An 18,951-nucleotide genomic window follows, 5' to 3' on the forward strand; every position below is an offset into this window, starting at 1 on the left:
CAGCCGTCGATAGGTTTACAACGCCGATGTCGGCTCCGCCGTACGGACCGGCTGTCGCCAGTCGATGCCTTCGAGCAGCATCGACAGTTGTGCCTGGCTCAGGCACACCACGCCACCATCGGCACGTGGCCACACGAACCGGCCACGTTCCAGGCGTTTCATCAGCAAGCACATGCCGTCACCGCTCCACCACAGCACTTTGACCAGATCGCCGCGCTTGCCTCGGAACACGAACACGTGGCCACTGAACGGATCTCGCTCCAGTACGGTCTGGACCTTGGCGGCCAGGCTGCCCGGTTTTCGATCCGTCGATCTAGGCGCGGCCCGTGACTGTCAAGCAGAAACCGCCCTGCCCTTGATGTTCACTACGTTGCCAGCCGCCGCAATAGCGGCTTGCCGGTCGATCTCATCGGCCAGGTATTGCAACGCCTTGCGTCGCTCCGTTTCCAATTCATGGTGGTGATAGCTGGCCGCCGTCTGGCTGCGCTCGGTATGCGCTAGCAACAGTTCCACCACGTCGCGACTGAATCCGTGCTCCCGTAGCAGCGTCGCCGCCGTGCCGCGCGTACCGTGCGGGGAAAAATCCGGCACGCCGAAATCCAGGCGCTTGAACAGGTGGTTCAACGTGGCATCGGCCAGCGGTACTGTCGGGATCGATGGCGACGGAAAAACGTACTCATAGCCGCCGCTCACTGCCCGCTGTACCTCCAACACTTCCAAGGCTTGGCGAGACAGATGGACGCGGTGCGGACGGCGTGACTTCATCCGCTCGGCAGGTATGTCCCACTGTGCCTTATCTAGATTGAATTCCGTCCACTTGGCGCGCAGCACCTCGATTTTCCGACACATGCTGTACATCAGCAGGCGAACGGCGGCAGTGGTAGACGGATGCGCTCCTTGTTTGCCAAGCGCGCGCCAGAACGTACCAAGCTCGGATTCGGACAGGTGGCGGTGATGTTCGGCCTTCGGGACAGTGATAACGCCGCGCAGTGGCCGCGCGGGGTTTGCCTCCACCAGCAGCTTTTGCACGGCGTAGTCGTAACACTGCTGAATGATGCCGCGCACCCCCTCCGCAGTGTTCGGTGTAGGCCGTAGCTCCTCGATGATCGCCAGCACGTGGGCAGGCTTCACGTCTTCCAGTGCCTTGCGCCCGATGGCAGGCCACACAAACCGATCCAAGCGCGACCGAATCTGCTTTCGGTAGCCCTCCGTCTTGCCTGCAAGACGCTCATCGATCCACTTGAGGGAAAACGCTTTGAACAGGCCCGCATCGGCATCCAGCGCCTCACGCGTTGCGCGCTCGGCCTTTTTTTCACGTCTGTGCGCTGCCGGGTCTTCGCCGCGCTCGACCATCGCCCGGTATTCGGCGTGCCGGTCGCGGGCATCCGCCACGCTGATTTCGGGATAGCGCCCGATGGTGACTTCGCGGCGCTTGCCGCCCAGTGGGTATTGATATTTCCAGTTCTTCGCCCCGCCTGGGGAAACCAACACGAACAGTCCACCGCCATCCACCAGCTTGTACGGCTTTTCCTTGGGCTTCGCGTTGTTGATCCGCGTGGGGGTCAGGACGTAGTTGAAGTGGCGCATGGACTTGCCCTCGGAAGTGAGGATAGCGAGGGTTCTTCCGCCCTCATTGCCCTCAGATTTGCCCTCACTAAGTGAGTGTTTCCATGATACTGCCTGATACAGCATAAAACAAAAAACCCCGGAAGGCCTTACGCCACCGGGGTTTCATGACTCGGGGTGAAACACCCTGAGACGCGCTTACATGTTGTCGATCATCACTTGACCAAAGCCCGAGCACGACACTTGCGTCGCGCCTTCGAGCAGGCGGGCGAAGTCATACGTGACCTTCTTCGACAGGATCGACTTCTCGATCGACGAGATGATCAGGTCAGCGGCTTCCGTCCAGCCCATGTGGCGCAGCATCATTTCGGCCGACAGGATTTCGGAACCGGGGTTCACGTAGTCCTTGCCTGCGTACTTCGGTGCCGTACCGTGCGTGGCTTCGAACATGGCAACGGAGTCGCTCAGGTTGGCACCCGGGGCGATGCCGATGCCGCCAACTTGTGCAGCCAGTGCGTCGGAGATGTAGTCGCCGTTCAGGTTCAGCGTGGCGACCACCGAGTACTCGGCCGGACGCAGCAGGATCTGCTGCAGGAAGGCGTCGGCAATCGCATCCTTGACGACGATTTCCTTGCCCGTCTTCGGGTTCTTGAACTTGCACCACGGGCCGCCGTCGATCAGCTCGGCGCCGAATTCCTTTTGTGCCAGCGCGTAGGCCCAGTCACGGAAACCGCCTTCCGTGAACTTCATGATGTTGCCCTTGTGCACGATCGTGACCGACGGCTTGTCGTTGTCGATTGCGTACTGAATAGCCTTGCGCACCAGGCGCTCGGTGCCTTCGCGCGAAACCGGCTTGACGCCGATGCCCGAGGTTTCCGGGAAGCGGATCTTCTTGACGCCGAATTCGTCTTGCAGAATCTTGATCAGCTTCTTGGCCTTGTCGCTCTGGGCTTCGAATTCGATGCCGGCGTAGATGTCTTCCGAGTTCTCGCGGAAGATGACCATGTCGGTCTTCTCCGGCTCCTTGACCGGCGAGGGCACGCCCTTGAAGTAGCGCACCGGGCGCAGGCAGACGTACAGGTCCAGCTCCTGGCGCAGCGCCACGTTCAGCGAACGGATGCCGCCGCCCACCGGCGTCGTCAGCGGGCCCTTGATGGACACCACGTAGTCCTTCAGGACTTGCAGGGTTTCTTCCGGCAGCCAAACGTCCGGGCCGTACACCTTGGTCGACTTCTCGCCGGCGTAGATTTCCATCCAGGAAATCTTGCGCTCGCCCTTGTAAGCCTTCTCAACGGCTGCGTCCACGACCTTGATCATCACCGGGGTGATATCGAAGCCCGTGCCGTCACCCTCGATGTAAGGAATGATGGGGTTGTTGGGAACGTTCAGGGAGAAGTCTTGGTTGACGGTGATCTTCTCGCCGGCCGGGACCTTGATGTGTTGATACATGGACGACTCCAGTGCAGACCGCAGGTGAGCGGGTGGACGGTGGGGGTTGACAGCACAGCGCGCCGCTTACGCCGGATTGACCCAGCCCGGTGTGGCACGCTGCATTGAACTGGCGATTCTAACGGCCTACGGTGACGCTCTCACGATGCACCGCACAAATCTCGCGCAAGCCGCAACTCTTATATAAGACACAAGAGTGAATTTCGCATTATGCCGGAAAATTTCACCATCCGCCATACTCCTGGAGGCGACAAGAACTGCCGTCAACCGCCAGGGAGGAACCGCGAAACGCGTATGAAATCGTCGACGCAGAAATCGGCTTCATGCGGCGGGGTGCGGAAGCCGGTACGGCGGCCCTTTGAGCAAAATCCGCTCGCATTCTTCAGGCTCCCGACGCGGGCAAAGCCATCCAATCGGTCGGCCCGAAACGCTGGCCTCTCATCGTGGCCGATGGGCACCTTTCTTGCGCAGCGCAACATGCGCCACATATCGGGTCAGCGCGCTTTGGGGGCATTGGTTGTCTTCCACAAAAAATTCGCTGTTACGTGTCAACGGGCCTGTAACGGCCTGCGTTATTGCAGATGACTCATTCAAGCGGGTCGTTGGTTAACTCACTGATCTATAAAAGGATTCACCATGAAGAAGCTGATCGCTGCTCTGATCGCCGGCCTGTTCGCCACCGGTGTGTTCGCTCAAGCCTCCGCTCCGGCTGCTGACGCAGCTGCTGCTCCGGCTGCTGCCGAAAAGGCTGCTCCGAAGGCCAAGAAGGCCAAGAAGCACCACCACAAGAAGGCTGCCAAGAAGGCAGAAGCAGCTGCTGACGCTTCGGCACCGGCTGCCAAGCAATAAGCTTGTGTTTCTGCTGGGCCCACGCGGCTCGGCTGATACAGAAAAAGCAGATGCTTATGCATCTGCTTTTTTTTCGCCCTCGCTTACCGGGTGGAAATCCCGAGCGCGCATGCGGGGCTGTCAAAATAGCGCAATCAAGCTTGAGTACGTTGCCCATTCCTCATAACAAGAAACAGGGATGGCGCAATGGAATTCCGATCGATGTTCGCCCCGGTGCGACGCAAACGCACTGTTTTGACGATGCTCTGTCTTGCCGCGCTGGCCGCTGCTGCCGTGATTGCCGGCTGCGGTGGCTCGTCGTCCGATTCGACGCCCGTATCGACGGCCACGCCGTCGGATGCGGCCACGGCTGACGCCAATATCCAAGCCGCGTGGGTGGAAATTGGCGACAGCAACCAAACGGTCGTGCGTGCCGTCACGAGCTATACGAACAGCGCCTCGCCCGTTGATAACTCGGTCTGCCCGCTGCTGACGGTGGATGGCACCGCCACACGCATGAGCCTGCGCGTGGCGGCTGGCACTGTTGCCCAGCGCACCACGGCCAGCGCCGCCAGCGATTCGAAAGCTTCGTCCTTCCCTGTGAATGCCTGCGAGGCAACGGTGGCCTCTACCGCCCGCGCCGCGTCGATCGGCTCGCGCGTGTTGCCGCTGCCCAAGGCCAACCCGCAGCGCGTGGTGGTCTTGGCGGACACCGGCTGCCGCATGAAGAAGTCGAGCAACACGTTCCAGGCGTGTAACGATCCGCTGTCGTGGCCCTTCGCCAACGCCGCCACCACGGCCGCTGCAATGAACCCCGACCTCGTGCTGCACGTGGGCGATTACCACTACCGCGAAAACGCCTGCCCGCCCGACGTGGCCGGCTGCCAAGGCAGCCCGTGGGGCTACGGCTGGGATACGTGGCAGGCTGACCTGTTCCAGCCCGCGGCCCCGCTGATGGCCGCCGCCCCGTGGGTGCTGGTGCGCGGCAACCATGAAGAGTGCGCGCGCGCCGGCCAGGGCTGGTACCGCTTCCTGGATCCGCGCCCCTACTCTGCCGCCCGCTCGTGTGATGACCCGGCCAACGATACCGGTGCCAACGCGTCCGACCCGTACGCCGTAGCCATCGGCAGCGATACGCAGGTCATCGTGTTCGACTCCGCCAAGGCCGGCACAACCGCATTGGCAACCACCGACCCATGGTTCCAGACCTACCAGAAGCAGTTCAGCACCGTGGGCACGCTGGCTGCCAAGCCGGGTGTGATGTCGATCTTCACCAACCATCATCCGATCCTGGGCTTCGTGCCCATCGCGGGCGCTACGCCGCTGGGCGGCAACGCCGCGCTGCTGTCGGTCATGAACAGCCTGAATGCCACGGCCTACTATCCGCCGGGCGTGCAGGTCGCGCTGCATGGCCACGTGCATGACTTCCAGGCCATCAACTTCACCAGCAACCACCCGGCGACCATGGTCGTTGGCAACGCCGGCGATGCGCTCGACGTGGCCCTGCCCGATCCGTTCCCGGCCATCAGCCCGGCTTCGGGCGTAACGGTTGGCAGCATCTCGCACAACAACTCGTTCGGCTTCATGGTGATGGACCGCCAGGCTGCTCCCGCCAAGGGCTGGCTGTTCAAGGCCTACACCGTGGCCGGCAAGCTGCTGACGACGTGCACGCAGAACGGCTCGAGCCTGGTGTGCGACAAGACGGGCTTCGTTGCACCTTGAAACGCCTGAGCACCGCGCTGCTTGCGGCGCTGCTTACCGCCACGCTCTTCCCGGGCGTGGCGGTGGCCGAATCGATCGGCATGACGCCCAAGCTGGACGCCGTGCCAGCGCCTGCCGAGTCAACCGCGTTCAAGCCAGACCCGAACCTCGTTGCGCTCGGCAAGCGGGTGTTCTTCGATGTGCGCCTGTCGGAGCCGCAAGGCACATCATGCGCGGCGTGCCACGATCCGGGTCGCGCCTTCGCGCCCACATTGAAGGGCGAGGCGTTGCGCATTGGCGTGCCGGCCGGCAGCCGTCCGCGGCACGTCGCGCCGCGCAATGCGCCGTCGCTGCTGTATCTGCGTTACCTCCCGCATCGTTACTTCTTCCAGGATGACGACGCGAGCTTTCCGTCGCCCTTTGGCGGATTCTTTGCCGATGGCCGTGCCGATACGCTTGGCGAGCAGATCCGCGGCCCGTTGTTCAGCCCGGACGAGATGGGCAACCGCTCGCCACGCGCCCTTCAGCGCAAGGTGTCCGGCACCGACCTCGGCCAAGCGCTGACAAAGCAATTTGGCGCAGATGCAGTACGCGATCCGGAACGCCTCGTTGGCGCACTCGGCAAGGCGCTGGAGGCGTACTTCCAGAGCGACGAGATGGCACCGTTCACCTCGCGCTTTGATGATTTCCTGCGCAAGCGCACGCCGCTTTCCACGGCCGAGATGCGTGGCCTCGCGTTGTTCCGCAATCCGGACAAAGGCAACTGCGCGTCGTGCCACCTGATGGTGGAGTCTTCATCGCGGCCAGAGCGTTCGCTCTTTACGGATTTCGGCTACGACGCCATCGCCGTGCCGCGCAACCCGCTGCTGCCCGCCAACAAGGACGCGCGCCACTTTGACGTGGGCCTGTGCCAGACCGCCCACACGCTCAAGTGGCCCGAGCCCGATCAATGGTGCGGCTACTTCCGCACGGCGGGCCTGCGTAACGTGGCGGTGCGCCAGACCTTCATGCACAACGGCGTGTTCCACACGCTGCGCGACGCGGTGGCCTTCTATGCCACGCGCTCAACCGACCCCGCGCAGTGGTACCCAAGCACAAAAGGAACACCCCTGCGCTTTAACGACGTGCCTGCCAAGTACCAGGGCAACGTCAACGTGAATGCCGTGCCGATGAACCGCCGCCCCGGCACCACGCCTGCCCTTACTGAAGACGAGATCGATGACCTTGTCGCCTTCCTGCGCACGCTCACCGATGCGCGCTATGTGGCGCTCATGCCCGACCCGGCGGCCGACCGGGCACGCTCGGCACACGCGCCCAAGGCGCCGATCCGTACGGCAAACACGCGGTAACAACTTCGCCCTATCCTTGCGCGCAGTCTCATTGACGGCAACCGGCCGAGTGCCGATCATGGAGCGTTTCGTTTTCGACCCGCTCCCCCCATGACCACCTTGTCCCGCCTGATTGCTGCGCTCTGCGTGGCTGTTGCAGCCACCGGCGCGTTTGCGCAAACCCCGACCGGCCCGAATACCGGCCTGCCCGTCGCCACCCTGACCCTCGGCATGTACAAGGTCAAGGCTGAAGTGGCCGCCACCCCGCAAACGCGCGAGATCGGCCTGATGTTCCGCAAGTCGATGCCCGATACGGCAGGCATGCTGTTTGTGTTTGACGAATCCGCCGGACACTGCTTCTGGATGAAAAACACGGACCTGCCGCTGTCCATCGCCTTCATCACCGACGACGGCACCATTTCCGACATTGCCGAGATGAAGCCGCAGACCGAAGACAACCACTGCCCGACCAAGGCCGGCGTCTATGCGCTGGAGATGAACAAGGGATGGTTCGCCCGCAAAGGGATCAAGCCCGGCATGAAGGTGGGCGGGCTGCCCCGCTAAAACGCGAGCACATACAACAACAGAGAGGAGACCGCCGCATGCACGTTTTCGATAGCAACCGTCGCCGCTGGATGCGGCAAGCCGGTGCGCTGGCCGCTGGCGCCGGCGCTGCATCGGCAGGCTGGCCGCTGGTGGCATCGGCAGCCGATGCGCCCAAGAAGGGCACGCGGCTGATTCTGCTGGGCACCGCCGGTGGGCCGACGCCCAAGAAGAACCGCTCGGCGCCAGCGCAGGTGATCGTCATCAACGGCGTGTCGTACGTGGTCGATTGCGGCAACGGTGTCGCACGCCAGTACGTAACGGCAGGCCTCAAACTCAAGGACATTCGCCACGTTTTCATCACGCATCAGCATTCGGATCACAACGCCGACTACGGCACGCTGATGCTGCTCGCGTGGGCAACAGACCTGACCGGTCCGGTCGACACCTGGGGCCCGCCGCCGCTGGCCGCGATGACGACCAGGTTCCTCGAGCTATACGACTACGACATCCGCACCCGCATTGCCGATGAAGGCCGCCCGCCGCTGGCGCCGATGCTTCACCCGCACGAGCTGACCGAAGGCGGGCTGGTGATGCAGGACGCCAACGTAAAGGTGACGAGCGCGCTGGTAAAGCACCCGCCCGTGTCGCCGGCATTTGCGTTCCGCTTCGATTCGGCCGACCGCTCCATCGTCATCTCCGGCGATACCGCGCCGAGTGAAAACCTGGTGCGCCTGGCCTACGGCGCCGATGTGCTCGTGCACGAGGTCATGCACCTGCCGTCGCTCGACAAGCTGCTCTCCACCGAGCCGAACGCCAAGACATTACGCGAGCATCTGCTGGCGAGCCACACTTCCACCGAAGACGTCGGCCGCATCGCCACCGAGGCCAAGGTGAAGACGCTGGTGCTGTCGCACTTCGTGCCGGGCGGCTATCCGTATCTGGAAGATTCGGTCTGGCTGGATGCCGTGCGCCCGCACTTCAAGGGCGAGATTATCGTCGGACGCGATCTGCAGGAAATTTAAGGGCGCCCGCTGGTGGCTTCGCTGCAATCCCGGTAAAGCTGATTGCTTGTGTTACGGCCTGCGGGCAGGGTCTCGTCGGTGAGGAAGCCGGTGGGGCCCTTCGTCCACCACACATACTGGCCCGACGCATAGCGTGCACCCGAAGCGGCAATCACGTTGGCAAAGACGAGCGTCTTGCCGTTAAGCGTCATGGCGGCCAGCGGCGTATCCCCCACCGTCATGTATTTCACGAGGAGCGACTTGCCGCCTTCGCACGTGTAGCGCACGTCGCGCGGGTCCTTGATCGGCAACGCAGAATACGCGCGTGCCTGGTCGATGGCCTTGTTCAGGCCGGCCTTGGCAAAGTCGAGCGCGGTGTTCAGATCGTCGGACGACATGCCGGGCACCGGCGATTGCTGCGCGGCCGCGATGCCGCTAAACACGCCGGCGCCCAGCGCCAGCCCAAACATCGCTGCAGTTGCTAAACGGCGCATGGATCAGCCTCCTTCCTGGGAATGGTCAACGCAAGCCGGTTAGTCAACCGCATCGCTGTCAGGTTCGGTCGGCTTGAGCACGAATGCTGTCGGCTCGACGCGCTGCGGCAGTTCCTCAGACAGCGCACGCGCGGCCTCGGCAAAGCACTGCACGAGGCTATCCGCCAAAGAGGACGGCGCGTGATGCTCGGCCCGCATGGCGCGCACGTCAAACGTCTGTGCGGGTTCGAGCGCAAACAGCGCGATGCGCTCCATGCTGCCAGTGGCTGCCGTGAACTGATCGAGCATCGTCACACCAAGCGACTCCTCCACCAGCGAGCGCGCCAACGAATACGTCTGCACTTCCAGCGTCGACTGCGGTGCCAGCCCGCCGCGCGCCAGCGTCTGCCCGACCAGCGAGCCGAGTGAGATCTGGTCTTCCAAGCCGATGAAGGGCTTTTCGGCGACGAGCTTGTGCAACGCGCGACCGTCCGTCTTGCCCCCCACCCACGCGCGTGGTGCCGCAAGCAAGATGCGGCCCTGCGCGACCGGCGTGGTACTGATGGCCGGATGCACGGGCGGCGCAAAAGCGAAGCCGACGTCGATGTCCTGCGAGAGCAAACCCTGCACGATCTCAGCGGTGTGATGCGTGAACACGCGCACCAGCGTATCGGGATGGCGCTGTGAGAAGCGCCGCACGGCGGGTGCGAGGATGCTGGGCGCCAAGCTGGGCGTGGCCGCCACGCGCAAGCGCCCCGCGCCCTTGTGCCGCAGGTTGGCCGACACGCGCCGCACGCGCTCGACCTCTTGGTACAGGCGCTCGACTTCTGTGAACAGCTCGAACGCCTCGGCGGTCGGCTGCAGACGGCCCTTGGTGCGATCGAACAGGCGAAAGCCGAGTTGCAGCTCGGTGTGCTGCAGCACGCGCGTCACCACGGGTTGCGACACGTTCAGCATGCGCGCCGCCTCGCTGACGGTGCCGACCAGCATCACGGCGCGGAAAACTTCGATCTGGCGCAGACGCATGGCCGCGGGTCCTCAGTGGTTCGAATATGCGAATTGGGAAGCGCCGATTGTGACATCCAGCATCGATCTTCGGCTAGGCGGGCGCAGGTGTGGCGGAAGCGCTCTCCGCTTCCAGCGCATCCAGAAATACACGCACCTTGCGCGGCACGAGCTTGCGCGCCGGCATCAGCGCGTAGACGCGCAACGCGGTCAGCTCGAAATTGGGCAGCACATGTACCAGGCGCCCTGCGGCGACTTCCGCGTCGCCCACGGAGCGCGCCATGCGCGCCACGCCCAGACCACGCACGGCGGCGCGAGCGCGCATTTCGGCATTCAAGGTCTGCAGGCGCGGCTGGATCGGGACTTCGATCGGCTCGACCGTGGGCTCGCCGACGGGGCGGAAAGCCCAGCTCGCATCATCGGGGCCGGAAAGGCAGGGCCAGCCGGCCAGGTCAGCGGGCGTCGTGAGCGGCGGGCGTTCTGCCAGCAGCGTCGGCGATGCATACACGCCGCGCGGGATCAGCACCACGCGGCGCGCCACCAGCGACGAATCCGGCAGCACCTGATCGACCATGACAAAGACGATGTCGTAGCCGCTGGCCAGCAGATCGGGCTGCTCCCACGAGATGTGCACCTGGATCTGCAGGTGCGGATATTTCTCCAGCGTGCGGCACACGGGCTCGGTCAGGTACATGGCGCCCACCTCATAGGGCGCGGCGATGCGCAGCGTGCCGGCCACGGTCTCGCTGGCGGCGGTGGTGTTGGCGTGCACTTCGCGCAAGCGCTCGAACAGTGGCGCGATGTCGTCGTAGAAGTGCGAGCCCGCTTCAGTCAGCCGCAACTGGCGTGTGGTGCGGGTCATGAGCCGCACGCCCAGCGCCGCCTCCAGCCGCGACACGGCGGCGCTGGCGGTCGATTTAGGGATGCCCAGCGCCTCGGCGGCGGCAGTGAAGCTGCCGGCCTCCACCACACGGCAGAAGGTTTCCCAGTCGTTCCACTCCATTGTTCGCATGACTGGACAGTGTTCCTAGAGTTGGCCGTTTATCCGGCTGGCGCGCAAGTTTATGCTCGGGCACATGTCGCTGCAAATCCTCAAACCTGCTTCTCTGCGGGCATTCCCCCATTTTTCTTCGGCTCGCATCCATGCTTTCGGGCTGGCCATGGGCCTCTCCACGGGCCTCGATTTCGTCTCTTCGCAGATGTTCGCCGTGGCGGGCCAGCACATCCAGGGCGGTGTGCACGCGAGCCCCGAAGCCTATCTGTACGCTGTCACAGCGTATGCCGTGGCGGCGGTGGTCGCCAACCTTGCCATCGGCCGCATTGCCGCGCACGTGGGCTACCGGATGTATTCGCTGGCGGGCATCGTGTTGTTCGCCATCGGTTGCGTGGTGTGCGCACAATCCAACAATATCGGTGAACTTGTCATCGGGCGGGCCATTCAAGGGCTCGGCGCGGGCGGGTTGTTCTCGGCGTCGCGCATTCTGGTGCAACTCACAGCCGAGCCCGACGAGCGCATCCCGCCGATGCTGATGTTCAGCATCGGCCTGTTCGGCCTGACCACGATTGCGCCGTGGATCTGCGCCGAGGTGCTCGAATACAGTGAATGGCGCGTGATCTTCTGGATCGAACTGGCGGTGGCCGGATTCGCGTGGATGGCGGTGTTTTTTCTGCCTCCCGAGCACCATCAGCCGCGCACCCGCGCCGCACGCCGTCCAGATGAAGCCCCGCCCGAAGACAGCCAGTGGGACTGGGTCGGCGTGGGCGCCATGGCCATCGGCGCGCTGTCGTTCCTGATGGGCCTGTCGGAGCTGCGCTACAGCCGGCTGACGGCCTCGCCCTTGATTCCGCTGCTGTTGCTCGGTGGCACGGCCTCGCTGCTGCTGGCCATTCATCGTCTGCGCACGCACCCTGACCCATGGCTCGATCTCTCGCGCCTGAACGGCCGCCGCTATCTGTGGGGCATCGGCTTCTATGGCGTCTATTACCTGATGAGCGGGTATTGGTCGTATCTGTTTCCAGCCGTGTCACAGGGCGGGCTGGGCTTTACGTTCCGCACGACCACGCTGTTCCTGATGATCAGCGGCGCGGTGTCAACCGTGGTGGCCGTGGTCATGACGATCTGGCTGCCGTTCTTCTTCCGCAAGCGCCGCTTTATTGCCATGGGCTTTGCCGTGTATGCGGGGGCCGCGCTGCTGTTGGCGACGAGCCTGATGCCGGGCGCACCGGACTACGCGTTCTTCCCCGTGTCTATCCTGGAGGGCATCACGCCGGGTGCGGTGATGATCCAGGTAGCGATGATGACCTACCTGGATCTGGACCGCGAAGACTTTGCGCACGGCTACCAGATGAAGAACATCGCGCGCCAGTTCGCCACGGCGGTGGGCACCGGCCTGGCCGCGGTATCGCTGCAGACGCAGCAGGCGGAATCGCGCTCGCTGATCGTGGCACACGTCACGCGCTTCACGTCGGATCTGCAGGCGACCGGCGAACTCACTGCACAGCGGCTGGCGAGCCTGTCGGCCGAGATCGACCGGCAGGCAACGCTACTGGCTGGCACCCAACTCTTCAGCTGGTTTGCGGTGGCCTGCGGTGTGTTTGCGGTGCTGGTACTGGTGCAGCGGTCGTTGCGCTAGGCGGCACACACTACGATTTCTGCACGGCGTACTTCCCCGGCCCCACGGCCGCCAGCAGGAACAGCCCGCCCATGATGCTCAGGTTCTTGTAGAACTGGATCTTGTTGGCGGCCTCCATGGCGCCCTCCATGTCCCAATAGGAGTGGGCGATGAAGGAGGTGCCAAGCACGAACAGCGCCATCAGAATGGCCAGCGGCCGCGTCCAGAAGCCGATCAGCAAGGCGATGCCGACGCCAAACTCCATGACGACGGCAATCCCTGCAGCCACCATCGGCATGGGTGCCCCAGTGCTGGCCATGTAGCCAACCGTGCCCTGAAAGCCCGTCAGCTTGCCCCATCCGGACAGCACAAACAGCACCATCATCAGGATGCGGGCGAGCAGCATCAATTCGTCACGCCAGCGTTGAATGTATGCGTCCATCGTGGCCTCCGGAGCTAGTCTTGGTGTACCTAGTCTAGGCGCTGGAATTACCAAGTGTGGTTTCGAGCGCATCGAGTACCGCCTGGATCACACCGTGCCGCACATGCTCTTTCCGCTCGATCATGCCGACGGTGCGCACGGGCGTCTGCGGCGGCATGGGCAGCACCCGCAGGGCGGGGTCGCTCTCCCAACTTGCGCGGCGCAGGCGCGGCACCAACGTTACGCCCACTTGTTGGCGCACCAGCTCGACAATCGCCTCGATTGAATTGACCTCGATGAACTCGTTGACCGCCATGTGCGTTTTGCGCAGGGCACGGTCGATAAGGGCACCGGTGCGCACCGCGCGGTCGAAGCGCAGGAACGGGTGGGTACGCAGGACTTCTTCTGCACGACCGCGTGTGTGGCGCCCGGCCACCACAACCAGCGGCTCTGTATAGAGCGGATGCCAAGCCAGGTTGGCAGGCAGACGCTCCAGATGCTCTACCACCAGCGCGCCATCCAGCTCGCCGGCTTCCACCTGCTCCGCCAGTTCGCCCGATTTGCCGGTGATGAGCTTGACGTCGAGCCCCTTGTGCACCTGTTTGAGCCCCGCCACCGCGTGCGCAAGCGACCCCATCACCGACACCACCGCCCCGATCGCCACCGCGCCTGACAGTTCGGTCTGCGGCTCGTCGCCGATGCGCATGGCGTCGTACAGGCCCAACAGGTGCTCGGCTTGCGGCAGCAGCGCGAGGCCGTGCGCATTCAACGTGACGGTGCGTCCGGAGCGATCGAACAGGTCACGACGCAGTTCGGCCTCCAGCGCGCGCATCTGCAGGCTCACAGCGGCCTGCGTAAGCGCCACGCGTTCGGCGGCGGCGGCAAACGAGCCATGGCGCGCCACAGCGACGAAGGTGCGGAGAAAGCGGACGGTACTCACGGCGCGAAACGGACGATCCTCAAGTTTTTCTTAAGCTGAATCTAATGAATTTTAACTTTATTAAATTCTGCGCACCGCAAATAATCGTTCGTCAAACATTTCCGCTTGAGCCGTCCATGTCCCACCGCTTCGATTGGCAGAACCCCTATCCCACCGTGCGCATTCCATTGTTTGCGCGCAATGTTGTCTCCACATCGCACCCGCTGGCCGCGCAGGCTGGGCTGCGCATGCTGCTCGCGGGGGGCAACTCCGTGGATGCGGCCATCGCCGCCGCGGCCATGCTCACCATCGTCGAGCCCGTGTCGTGCGGCCTGGGCAGTGATGCGTTTGCCATTCTGTGGGACGGCAAGGCGCTGCACGGCCTGAATGCCTCCGGCACCGCTCCGCAGGCCTGGAACCTCGATTACTTCCGCAACAAGTACGGCGAAGATGCCAACGGCAACCCGAAGCGCCCCACACGCGGTTGGGATGCAGTGACCGTGCCCGGTGCCGTCTCCGCCTGGGCCGCATTGCATGAGCGCTTCGGCAAGCTTGCGTTTGCCGACGTGCTGGAACCCGCCGCTGAAATTGCGGAGCGCGGCTACACCGTCGCACCCATCGTCGCCCATAAGTGGGCTGCGGCCATTCCCGAGCTGCACACCCAACCCGGCTACGCGCAGGCCTTCATGCCGCATGGCCGTGCGCCCGAAGTGGGCGAGAAGTTTCAACTGCCCGCTGCCGCCGCCACACTGCGCCGCCTTGGCCAGACCAACGGCCGCGATTTCTACGAAGGCGAGCTCGCCGAGCGCATTGCCGCGTATTCGCGCGAATGCGGCGGCGGCATGACCGCGCAAGACCTGCGTGACTTTTCGCCCGAGTGGGTCAAGCCCATCACCAAACGCTACCGCGGCTATGACCTGCACGAAATTCCGCCGAACGGCCAGGGCATTGCCGCGCTCATCGCGCTGGGCATTCTCGACCGCTTTGACTTGGGCGCCCTGCCCGTCGATTCGGCCGATTCGCAGCACCTGCAGATCGAGGCGATGAAGCTGGCGTTTGCCGATCTCTACAAGTACGTGGCCGATCCGCGCTCGATGGAAGTCACGCCCGAGCAGATGCTCGACGATGCGTACCTCGATGCGCGCGCGAAGCGCATCGACATGGGCCGCGCGCAGGTGCCGACCTTCGGCATGCCGCGCGCCGGCGGCACGGTGTACCTGACTGCGGCGGACGAGAGCGGCATGATGGTCTCGTTCATCCAGTCCAACTACATGGGCTTCGGCTCGGGCGTGGTGGTGCCCGGCACCGGTATCAGCCTGCAGAACCGTGGTTTCGGTTTCTCGATGGACGCGCGTTCGGCCAACGTGGTGGAAGGCGGCAAGCGCCCATTCCACACCATCATCCCCGCGTTCCTGACCAAGGACGGCCAGCCGCAGATGAGCTTTGGTGTGATGGGCGGCGACATGCAACCGCAAGGCCATCTGCAGACGCTCGTGCGCATGCTCGACTACAAGCAGCAGCCGCAGGCCGCGTGCGATGCGCCACGCTGGAAGGTCAACCGCGATTTCACGCTCGACGTGGAAGCGACCATGAACCCCGCCACCGTCGCCGCGCTGGAAGCCCGCGGACACAAGCTCGAATCGATCGCCGACCCGTACATGGATTTCGGTTCGGGCCAATTCATCTGGCGCCTGTCGGACGACGCCGATCACGGCTACGTGGCCGCCAGCGACAGCCGCCGCGACGGACACGCAGTGGGCTTCTAACCCCGCCTTTGCGCGCCGGTCCGCAGGCTGGGCGGGCGGCGCGCTGCAGTACCCATAACGAGATATCCAGCCACACCAAAGGAACCTCATCATGACCGCCCCATCTGCGGCAGGCTCTGCTGCACCTGCTCGTCCTGCAACAACGCGTGCCGCGCACGCGCGCCGCATCGTCATTTCGTCGTCGATCGGCAATGCGCTGGAGTGGTACGACTTTCTCGTCTACGGCTTCTTCGCGTCCATCATCGGCAAGCTGTTCTTTCCGGCGGATGACGAGTGGGTATCGCTGCTGTTTGCGGTGGGCAGTTTTGGTGTGTCATTCATCACACGGCCGGTGGGCGCGATCGTGCTCGGCACGTATGCCGACAGGAAGGGGCGCAAGGCCGCGCTCACGCTGTCGATCCTGTTGATGATTGTCGGCACGCTGGCGATTGCCGTGATGCCGAGCTATTCGAAAATCGGGATCGTCGCGCCGGTCATCATCCTGCTCGCGCGCTTGGTGCAGGGCTTTGCGGTGGGCGGTGAGTTTGGCAGTGCGACGGCGTTTATGGTTGAGCACAGCACGCGCGGGCGTGGGTACTACGCAAGCTGGCAGTTCGCCAGCCAGGGTATTGCCACCATTCTCGCGGCAGGGCTGGGGGCGCTGCTGACAGCATCGCTTACACCGGCAGATCTGGAAGGCTGGGGCTGGCGGCTGCCGTTCATCTTCGGTTTGCTGGTGGGCCCGGTCGGTTTCTACATCCGCCGCCATCTGGACGAAACGCCCGAGTTCGTCGCCGAGCAGAAGAAGACCACCGTCGACCCGCAGGCTTCGTTCAAGGCACAGTGGACCAACCTGCTGCTGGCGGTGGGCGTGGTGGCGCAGTCCACGGTGTCGGTGTACGTGTTGCAGCTCTACATGCCTACGTATGCCGTCAAACAACTGCATCTGCCGGCCGCGCAGTCGTTCGCGGTCGTGGTGCTCAACGGTGGGCTGCAGTTCCTGCTGTCTCCGGTAATGGGCGCGCTGTCGGATCGCATCGGGCGCATCCGCATCATGCTCACTACGTCGGTGCTGATGATCCTGCTGATCTATCCGATGTTCGCGCTGTTGCGTGCGCATCCGACCATCGGTGCATTGCTGGCTCTGCAAGCCGTGTCGGGCATCTTCAAGGCCGCGTATTCAGGCCCGATGCCGGCGCTGATGTCGGAGATCTTTCACACGCGCGTGCGCTCGACCGGCCTGTCGCTCGGCTACAGCCTGGGCGTGACGCTGTTCGGCGGGTTCGCGCCGTTCATCGTCACGTGGCTGATCCACACAACGGGCGATACGCTGGCACCAAGCTATTACGTGCTGACGGCGGCCGCAGTGAGCGGCATCTCGCTGACGGTGATCGCACTGCGCCGTCGCAAACAAGGGCACGCCGCCTGAGCCTTTGCGCTCTCTTTACGCCGCATCAGGCCCCTCGGCGTGGCGCTCAAGCGCCCTTGTACCAGGCCCCGCTGTACGGCGCGCCATGGCGCGTGTAGCGCGCGCCGCGATGATGGCGACGCGCGTTACTCGGGGCTGGCGCGCCGTTGTCTTCAAGGGTCTCGCGTTCGGCCACGGTGCGGGCGCGGGGCTGCTGCATTTGCGAGTAGACCCGCTGCTCCATCCGGTCACGCGCGGCGGCCACGCGGTCGGGCGAGGCCGGTTGCTGTGCGGCAGCAGCGGCCGGCGCAGGAGCAGGAGCAGGCGTCTGCGCCGGCGTGGCGGCGTTGGCGGGCGTCGCAGCCATGGCCACGCTCATTGCATCGCCAGCCTGAGCGGTCGTCGGCGTATGGCTGGCCAGACTCTTTACCCATGGCGCGTGGTACATCCCCACGTAAATCGCCCCCGTCACGACAATCAATGCAGTCGCAACACTGCTGAATGCGCTGTCTGCCACCGCACTCGACATGCGCCCCCACCACGACTTTCGCTCGCCGGCGGTCGGCTCCACGTCCGACACGCCGGTCGGATCAACATGGACAGCGCCCGGATGCGACGACAGACGCGACGATTCGGTGACATCCGGCGGTTGAGCAGTGGTGGAAGCGGGCAAGCGCATGGTGAAAACTCGAGGTCATGGATCGGCAGTCTCATCTTCAGCCGATCATTATTCGGAAACCGCCGCATGTCACCTGTGTGACAGCTGAACGGAGGATGAGCAGCCTTGGCTAGCAAGTTTCCTGCCGGACTTTGTGCGGTGCCGCAAACCGCCGCCGCGCCTTGTCGAGACTTGCAGCAGTTCTGAATGCAGACGATTCGGCAGCGCCGCGACATGCCCATACGTACGCACAGCAGGTAGACTTTGCAAAGTTTACTGGGTGTGACGCCCGGGCTCCCCTGCCCTACTGGCCTCACCGTCCCTCAAGGAGAACACCGTGCGTTGGGATGACATGCGCGAAAGCAACAACGTCGAGGATGAGCGCGCATCCTCGGGCGGCGGCGGCTTCGGTGGCGGCGGCATGCGGCTGGGCATCGGCGGCATCGCAATCGTTGCCGTGGTCGGCTTACTGATGGGTAAGAACCCGCTGGAAATCCTTGGCATGGTGATGCAGGTGTCGCAGAACACGCCGACGCAATCCGCGCCGCACAGCCCGGCCCGCCCCACCGGCGAGACCGACAACGACCGCAGCAAACAATTGGTCTCGCACGTGCTGGGCGACACCGAAGACACGTGGACGCAACTGTTCAAGCAGGCCGGCCGCGCGTACCAGCCGCCCAAGCTGGTGCTGTTCCGCCAGGGCATCCGCTCGGGCTGCGGTGACGCCAGCTCTGCCGTCGGCCCGTTCTATTGCCCGGCTGACACCAAGGTCTATCTCGACCTCGGCTTCTTTGATGAACTGCGCCGCAAGTTTGGCGCCCCGGGCGACTTTGCCGCCGCGTACGTCGTCGCGCACGAGGTCGGGCACCACGTGCAGAGCCTGCTGGGCGTGTCGGAAAAGGTCAGCCGCGCGCAGGCCGGCAAATCGCAGGCGGCGGCCAATGCGCTGTCGGTCAGGCTGGAGTTGCAGGCCGATTGCCTGGCCGGCGTGTGGGGACACTATGCGCAGCAGCGCGGCCTGCTCGAGCGCGGTGATCTTGAGCAAGCGCTGACCGCCGCGCACGCCATTGGCGACGACACCCTGCAGCGCAACGCGGGCCGCAGCGTCACGCCCGACGCCTTCACGCACGGTTCGTCCGAGCAGCGCATGCACTGGTTCCGCCAAGGCTTTGATGGCGGCGATCTCCGTCAGTGCGATACCTTCCGCGCGGGGGCGGATGCTTAGTCCGCAAGCATAGTCAGATGGAACACGTCCTCAATTTGGGGGGGCGGGTAACTCAATCGCTGGGCT

General features: G+C 64.1%; 18 protein-coding genes. 9 read left to right on the forward strand and 9 right to left on the reverse strand.

The genetic code is table 11. The features are described from left to right. Window positions 1–15: 15 nt before the first annotated feature. The 3 genes from tnpB to icd all read right to left on the reverse strand — a co-directional run bounded on the left by tnpB (window position 16) and on the right by icd (window position 3,015). A complete protein-coding gene (gene tnpB, locus PSUB009319_RS07765; protein WP_124381644.1) occupies window positions 16–288 on the reverse strand; it encodes an IS66 family insertion sequence element accessory protein TnpB in 273 nt (90 codons plus the stop codon). Between the two features lie 45 nt (window positions 289–333). After that, complete coding sequence (locus PSUB009319_RS07770) at window positions 334–1,587, reverse strand: integrase arm-type DNA-binding domain-containing protein (RefSeq protein WP_124381687.1); 1,254 nt, start codon at window positions 1,585–1,587, stop codon at window positions 334–336. A gap of 177 nt (window positions 1,588–1,764) precedes the next feature. Further along, window positions 1,765–3,015 (reverse strand): NADP-dependent isocitrate dehydrogenase, encoded by a 1,251-nt coding sequence (icd, locus tag PSUB009319_RS07775; protein ID WP_092972710.1) that lies wholly within the window; start codon window positions 3,013–3,015, stop codon window positions 1,765–1,767. A 636-nt stretch (window positions 3,016–3,651) separates the two neighbouring features. Here icd and PSUB009319_RS07780 point away from each other — a divergent pair. The 5 genes from PSUB009319_RS07780 (at window position 3,652) to PSUB009319_RS07800 (ending at window position 8,440) form a co-directional block, all read left to right on the forward strand. Next, entirely contained in the window at window positions 3,652–3,864 is a 213-nt protein-coding gene (locus PSUB009319_RS07780; RefSeq protein WP_124381645.1) for a hypothetical protein, read from the forward strand. A gap of 186 nt (window positions 3,865–4,050) precedes the next feature. Then, window positions 4,051–5,565 carry a metallophosphoesterase gene (locus PSUB009319_RS07785; protein ID WP_124381646.1) on the forward strand — a complete coding sequence of 505 codons (1,515 nt, stop codon included), beginning with the start codon at window positions 4,051–4,053 and terminating at the stop codon, window positions 5,563–5,565. After that, a complete protein-coding gene (locus PSUB009319_RS07790) occupies window positions 5,562–6,893 on the forward strand; it encodes a cytochrome-c peroxidase (RefSeq protein ID WP_374704187.1) in 1,332 nt (443 codons plus the stop codon). Before PSUB009319_RS07785 ends, PSUB009319_RS07790 begins: the two co-directional genes overlap by 4 nt. Before the next feature lie 90 nt (window positions 6,894–6,983). After that, window positions 6,984–7,436 carry a DUF192 domain-containing protein gene (locus PSUB009319_RS07795; RefSeq protein ID WP_124381647.1) on the forward strand — a complete coding sequence of 151 codons (453 nt, stop codon included), beginning with the start codon at window positions 6,984–6,986 and terminating at the stop codon, window positions 7,434–7,436. Between the two features lie 38 nt (window positions 7,437–7,474). After that, window positions 7,475–8,440 (forward strand): MBL fold metallo-hydrolase, encoded by a 966-nt coding sequence (locus tag PSUB009319_RS07800; protein ID WP_124381648.1) that lies wholly within the window; start codon window positions 7,475–7,477, stop codon window positions 8,438–8,440. Here PSUB009319_RS07800 and PSUB009319_RS07805 read toward each other — a convergent pair. The 3 genes from PSUB009319_RS07805 to PSUB009319_RS07815 all read right to left on the reverse strand — a co-directional run bounded on the left by PSUB009319_RS07805 (window position 8,437) and on the right by PSUB009319_RS07815 (window position 10,900). Continuing rightward, entirely contained in the window at window positions 8,437–8,913 is a 477-nt protein-coding gene (locus PSUB009319_RS07805) for an MliC family protein (RefSeq protein ID WP_124381649.1), read from the reverse strand. The two genes, PSUB009319_RS07800 and PSUB009319_RS07805, sit on opposite strands and share 4 nt — an antisense overlap. A gap of 39 nt (window positions 8,914–8,952) precedes the next feature. Next, on the reverse strand, window positions 8,953–9,918 hold the full coding sequence (locus tag PSUB009319_RS07810; protein ID WP_124381650.1) for a LysR family transcriptional regulator: 966 nt from the start codon (window positions 9,916–9,918) through the stop codon (window positions 8,953–8,955). A 73-nt stretch (window positions 9,919–9,991) separates the two neighbouring features. Next, window positions 9,992–10,900, reverse strand: a complete 909-nt coding sequence (locus PSUB009319_RS07815; RefSeq protein WP_124381689.1) for a LysR family transcriptional regulator — start codon at window positions 10,898–10,900, stop codon at window positions 9,992–9,994. Window positions 10,901–10,973: 73 nt separating this feature from the next. Between PSUB009319_RS07815 and PSUB009319_RS07820 the strand changes: the two genes are divergently transcribed. Beyond that, window positions 10,974–12,530, forward strand: a complete 1,557-nt coding sequence (locus PSUB009319_RS07820) for an MFS transporter (protein ID WP_124381651.1) — start codon at window positions 10,974–10,976, stop codon at window positions 12,528–12,530. Window positions 12,531–12,540: 10 nt separating this feature from the next. Here the strand turns inward: PSUB009319_RS07820 and PSUB009319_RS07825 are convergent, their stop codons facing one another. After that, entirely contained in the window at window positions 12,541–12,951 is a 411-nt protein-coding gene (locus PSUB009319_RS07825; protein WP_124381652.1) for a DoxX family protein, read from the reverse strand. A 34-nt stretch (window positions 12,952–12,985) separates the two neighbouring features. Then, a complete protein-coding gene (locus tag PSUB009319_RS07830; RefSeq protein ID WP_124381653.1) occupies window positions 12,986–13,870 on the reverse strand; it encodes a LysR family transcriptional regulator in 885 nt (294 codons plus the stop codon). Window positions 13,871–13,986: 116 nt separating this feature from the next. On the opposite strand from PSUB009319_RS07830, the gene PSUB009319_RS07835 reads away from it, so the two are divergent. Both PSUB009319_RS07835 and PSUB009319_RS07840 read left to right on the forward strand, forming a co-directional pair. Further along, entirely contained in the window at window positions 13,987–15,615 is a 1,629-nt protein-coding gene (locus PSUB009319_RS07835; protein WP_124381654.1) for a gamma-glutamyltransferase family protein, read from the forward strand. 91 nt (window positions 15,616–15,706) lie between these two features. Next, window positions 15,707–17,023 carry an MFS transporter gene (locus tag PSUB009319_RS07840; RefSeq protein WP_124381655.1) on the forward strand — a complete coding sequence of 439 codons (1,317 nt, stop codon included), beginning with the start codon at window positions 15,707–15,709 and terminating at the stop codon, window positions 17,021–17,023. A 46-nt stretch (window positions 17,024–17,069) separates the two neighbouring features. Here the strand turns inward: PSUB009319_RS07840 and PSUB009319_RS07845 are convergent, their stop codons facing one another. After that, on the reverse strand, window positions 17,070–17,681 hold the full coding sequence (locus PSUB009319_RS07845) for a hypothetical protein (protein ID WP_124381656.1): 612 nt from the start codon (window positions 17,679–17,681) through the stop codon (window positions 17,070–17,072). 316 nt (window positions 17,682–17,997) lie between these two features. Here PSUB009319_RS07845 and PSUB009319_RS07850 point away from each other — a divergent pair, with 316 nt between their 5' ends. Further along, complete coding sequence (locus tag PSUB009319_RS07850) at window positions 17,998–18,885, forward strand: neutral zinc metallopeptidase (RefSeq protein WP_124381657.1); 888 nt, start codon at window positions 17,998–18,000, stop codon at window positions 18,883–18,885. Window positions 18,886–18,951: the final 66 nt, after the last annotated feature.

Origin of the sequence: Ralstonia sp. SET104 (assembly GCF_003851545.1) — a bacterium.
Lineage (GTDB): Bacteria > Pseudomonadota > Gammaproteobacteria > Burkholderiales > Burkholderiaceae > Ralstonia.

Bases quoted from the DNA above. Each gene is read 5' to 3' on its own strand.
- PSUB009319_RS07770 (WP_124381687.1), bottom strand. From the start codon at position 1,587: ATGCGCCACTTCAACTACGTCCTGACCCCCACGCGGATCAACAACGCG.
- icd (WP_092972710.1), bottom strand. From the start codon at position 3,015: ATGTATCAACACATCAAGGTCCCGGCCGGCGAGAAGATCACCGTCAAC.
- PSUB009319_RS07780 (WP_124381645.1), top strand. From the start codon at position 3,652: ATGAAGAAGCTGATCGCTGCTCTGATCGCCGGCCTGTTCGCCACCGGT.
- PSUB009319_RS07785 (WP_124381646.1), top strand. From the start codon at position 4,051: ATGGAATTCCGATCGATGTTCGCCCCGGTGCGACGCAAACGCACTGTT.
- PSUB009319_RS07795 (WP_124381647.1), top strand. From the start codon at position 6,984: ATGACCACCTTGTCCCGCCTGATTGCTGCGCTCTGCGTGGCTGTTGCA.
- PSUB009319_RS07800 (WP_124381648.1), top strand. From the start codon at position 7,475: ATGCACGTTTTCGATAGCAACCGTCGCCGCTGGATGCGGCAAGCCGGT.
- PSUB009319_RS07805 (WP_124381649.1), bottom strand. From the start codon at position 8,913: ATGCGCCGTTTAGCAACTGCAGCGATGTTTGGGCTGGCGCTGGGCGCC.
- PSUB009319_RS07810 (WP_124381650.1), bottom strand. From the start codon at position 9,918: ATGCGTCTGCGCCAGATCGAAGTTTTCCGCGCCGTGATGCTGGTCGGC.
- PSUB009319_RS07815 (WP_124381689.1), bottom strand. From the start codon at position 10,900: ATGGAGTGGAACGACTGGGAAACCTTCTGCCGTGTGGTGGAGGCCGGC.
- PSUB009319_RS07820 (WP_124381651.1), top strand. From the start codon at position 10,974: ATGTCGCTGCAAATCCTCAAACCTGCTTCTCTGCGGGCATTCCCCCAT.
- PSUB009319_RS07825 (WP_124381652.1), bottom strand. From the start codon at position 12,951: ATGGACGCATACATTCAACGCTGGCGTGACGAATTGATGCTGCTCGCC.
- PSUB009319_RS07835 (WP_124381654.1), top strand. From the start codon at position 13,987: ATGTCCCACCGCTTCGATTGGCAGAACCCCTATCCCACCGTGCGCATT.
- PSUB009319_RS07840 (WP_124381655.1), top strand. From the start codon at position 15,707: ATGACCGCCCCATCTGCGGCAGGCTCTGCTGCACCTGCTCGTCCTGCA.
- PSUB009319_RS07845 (WP_124381656.1), bottom strand. From the start codon at position 17,681: ATGCGCTTGCCCGCTTCCACCACTGCTCAACCGCCGGATGTCACCGAA.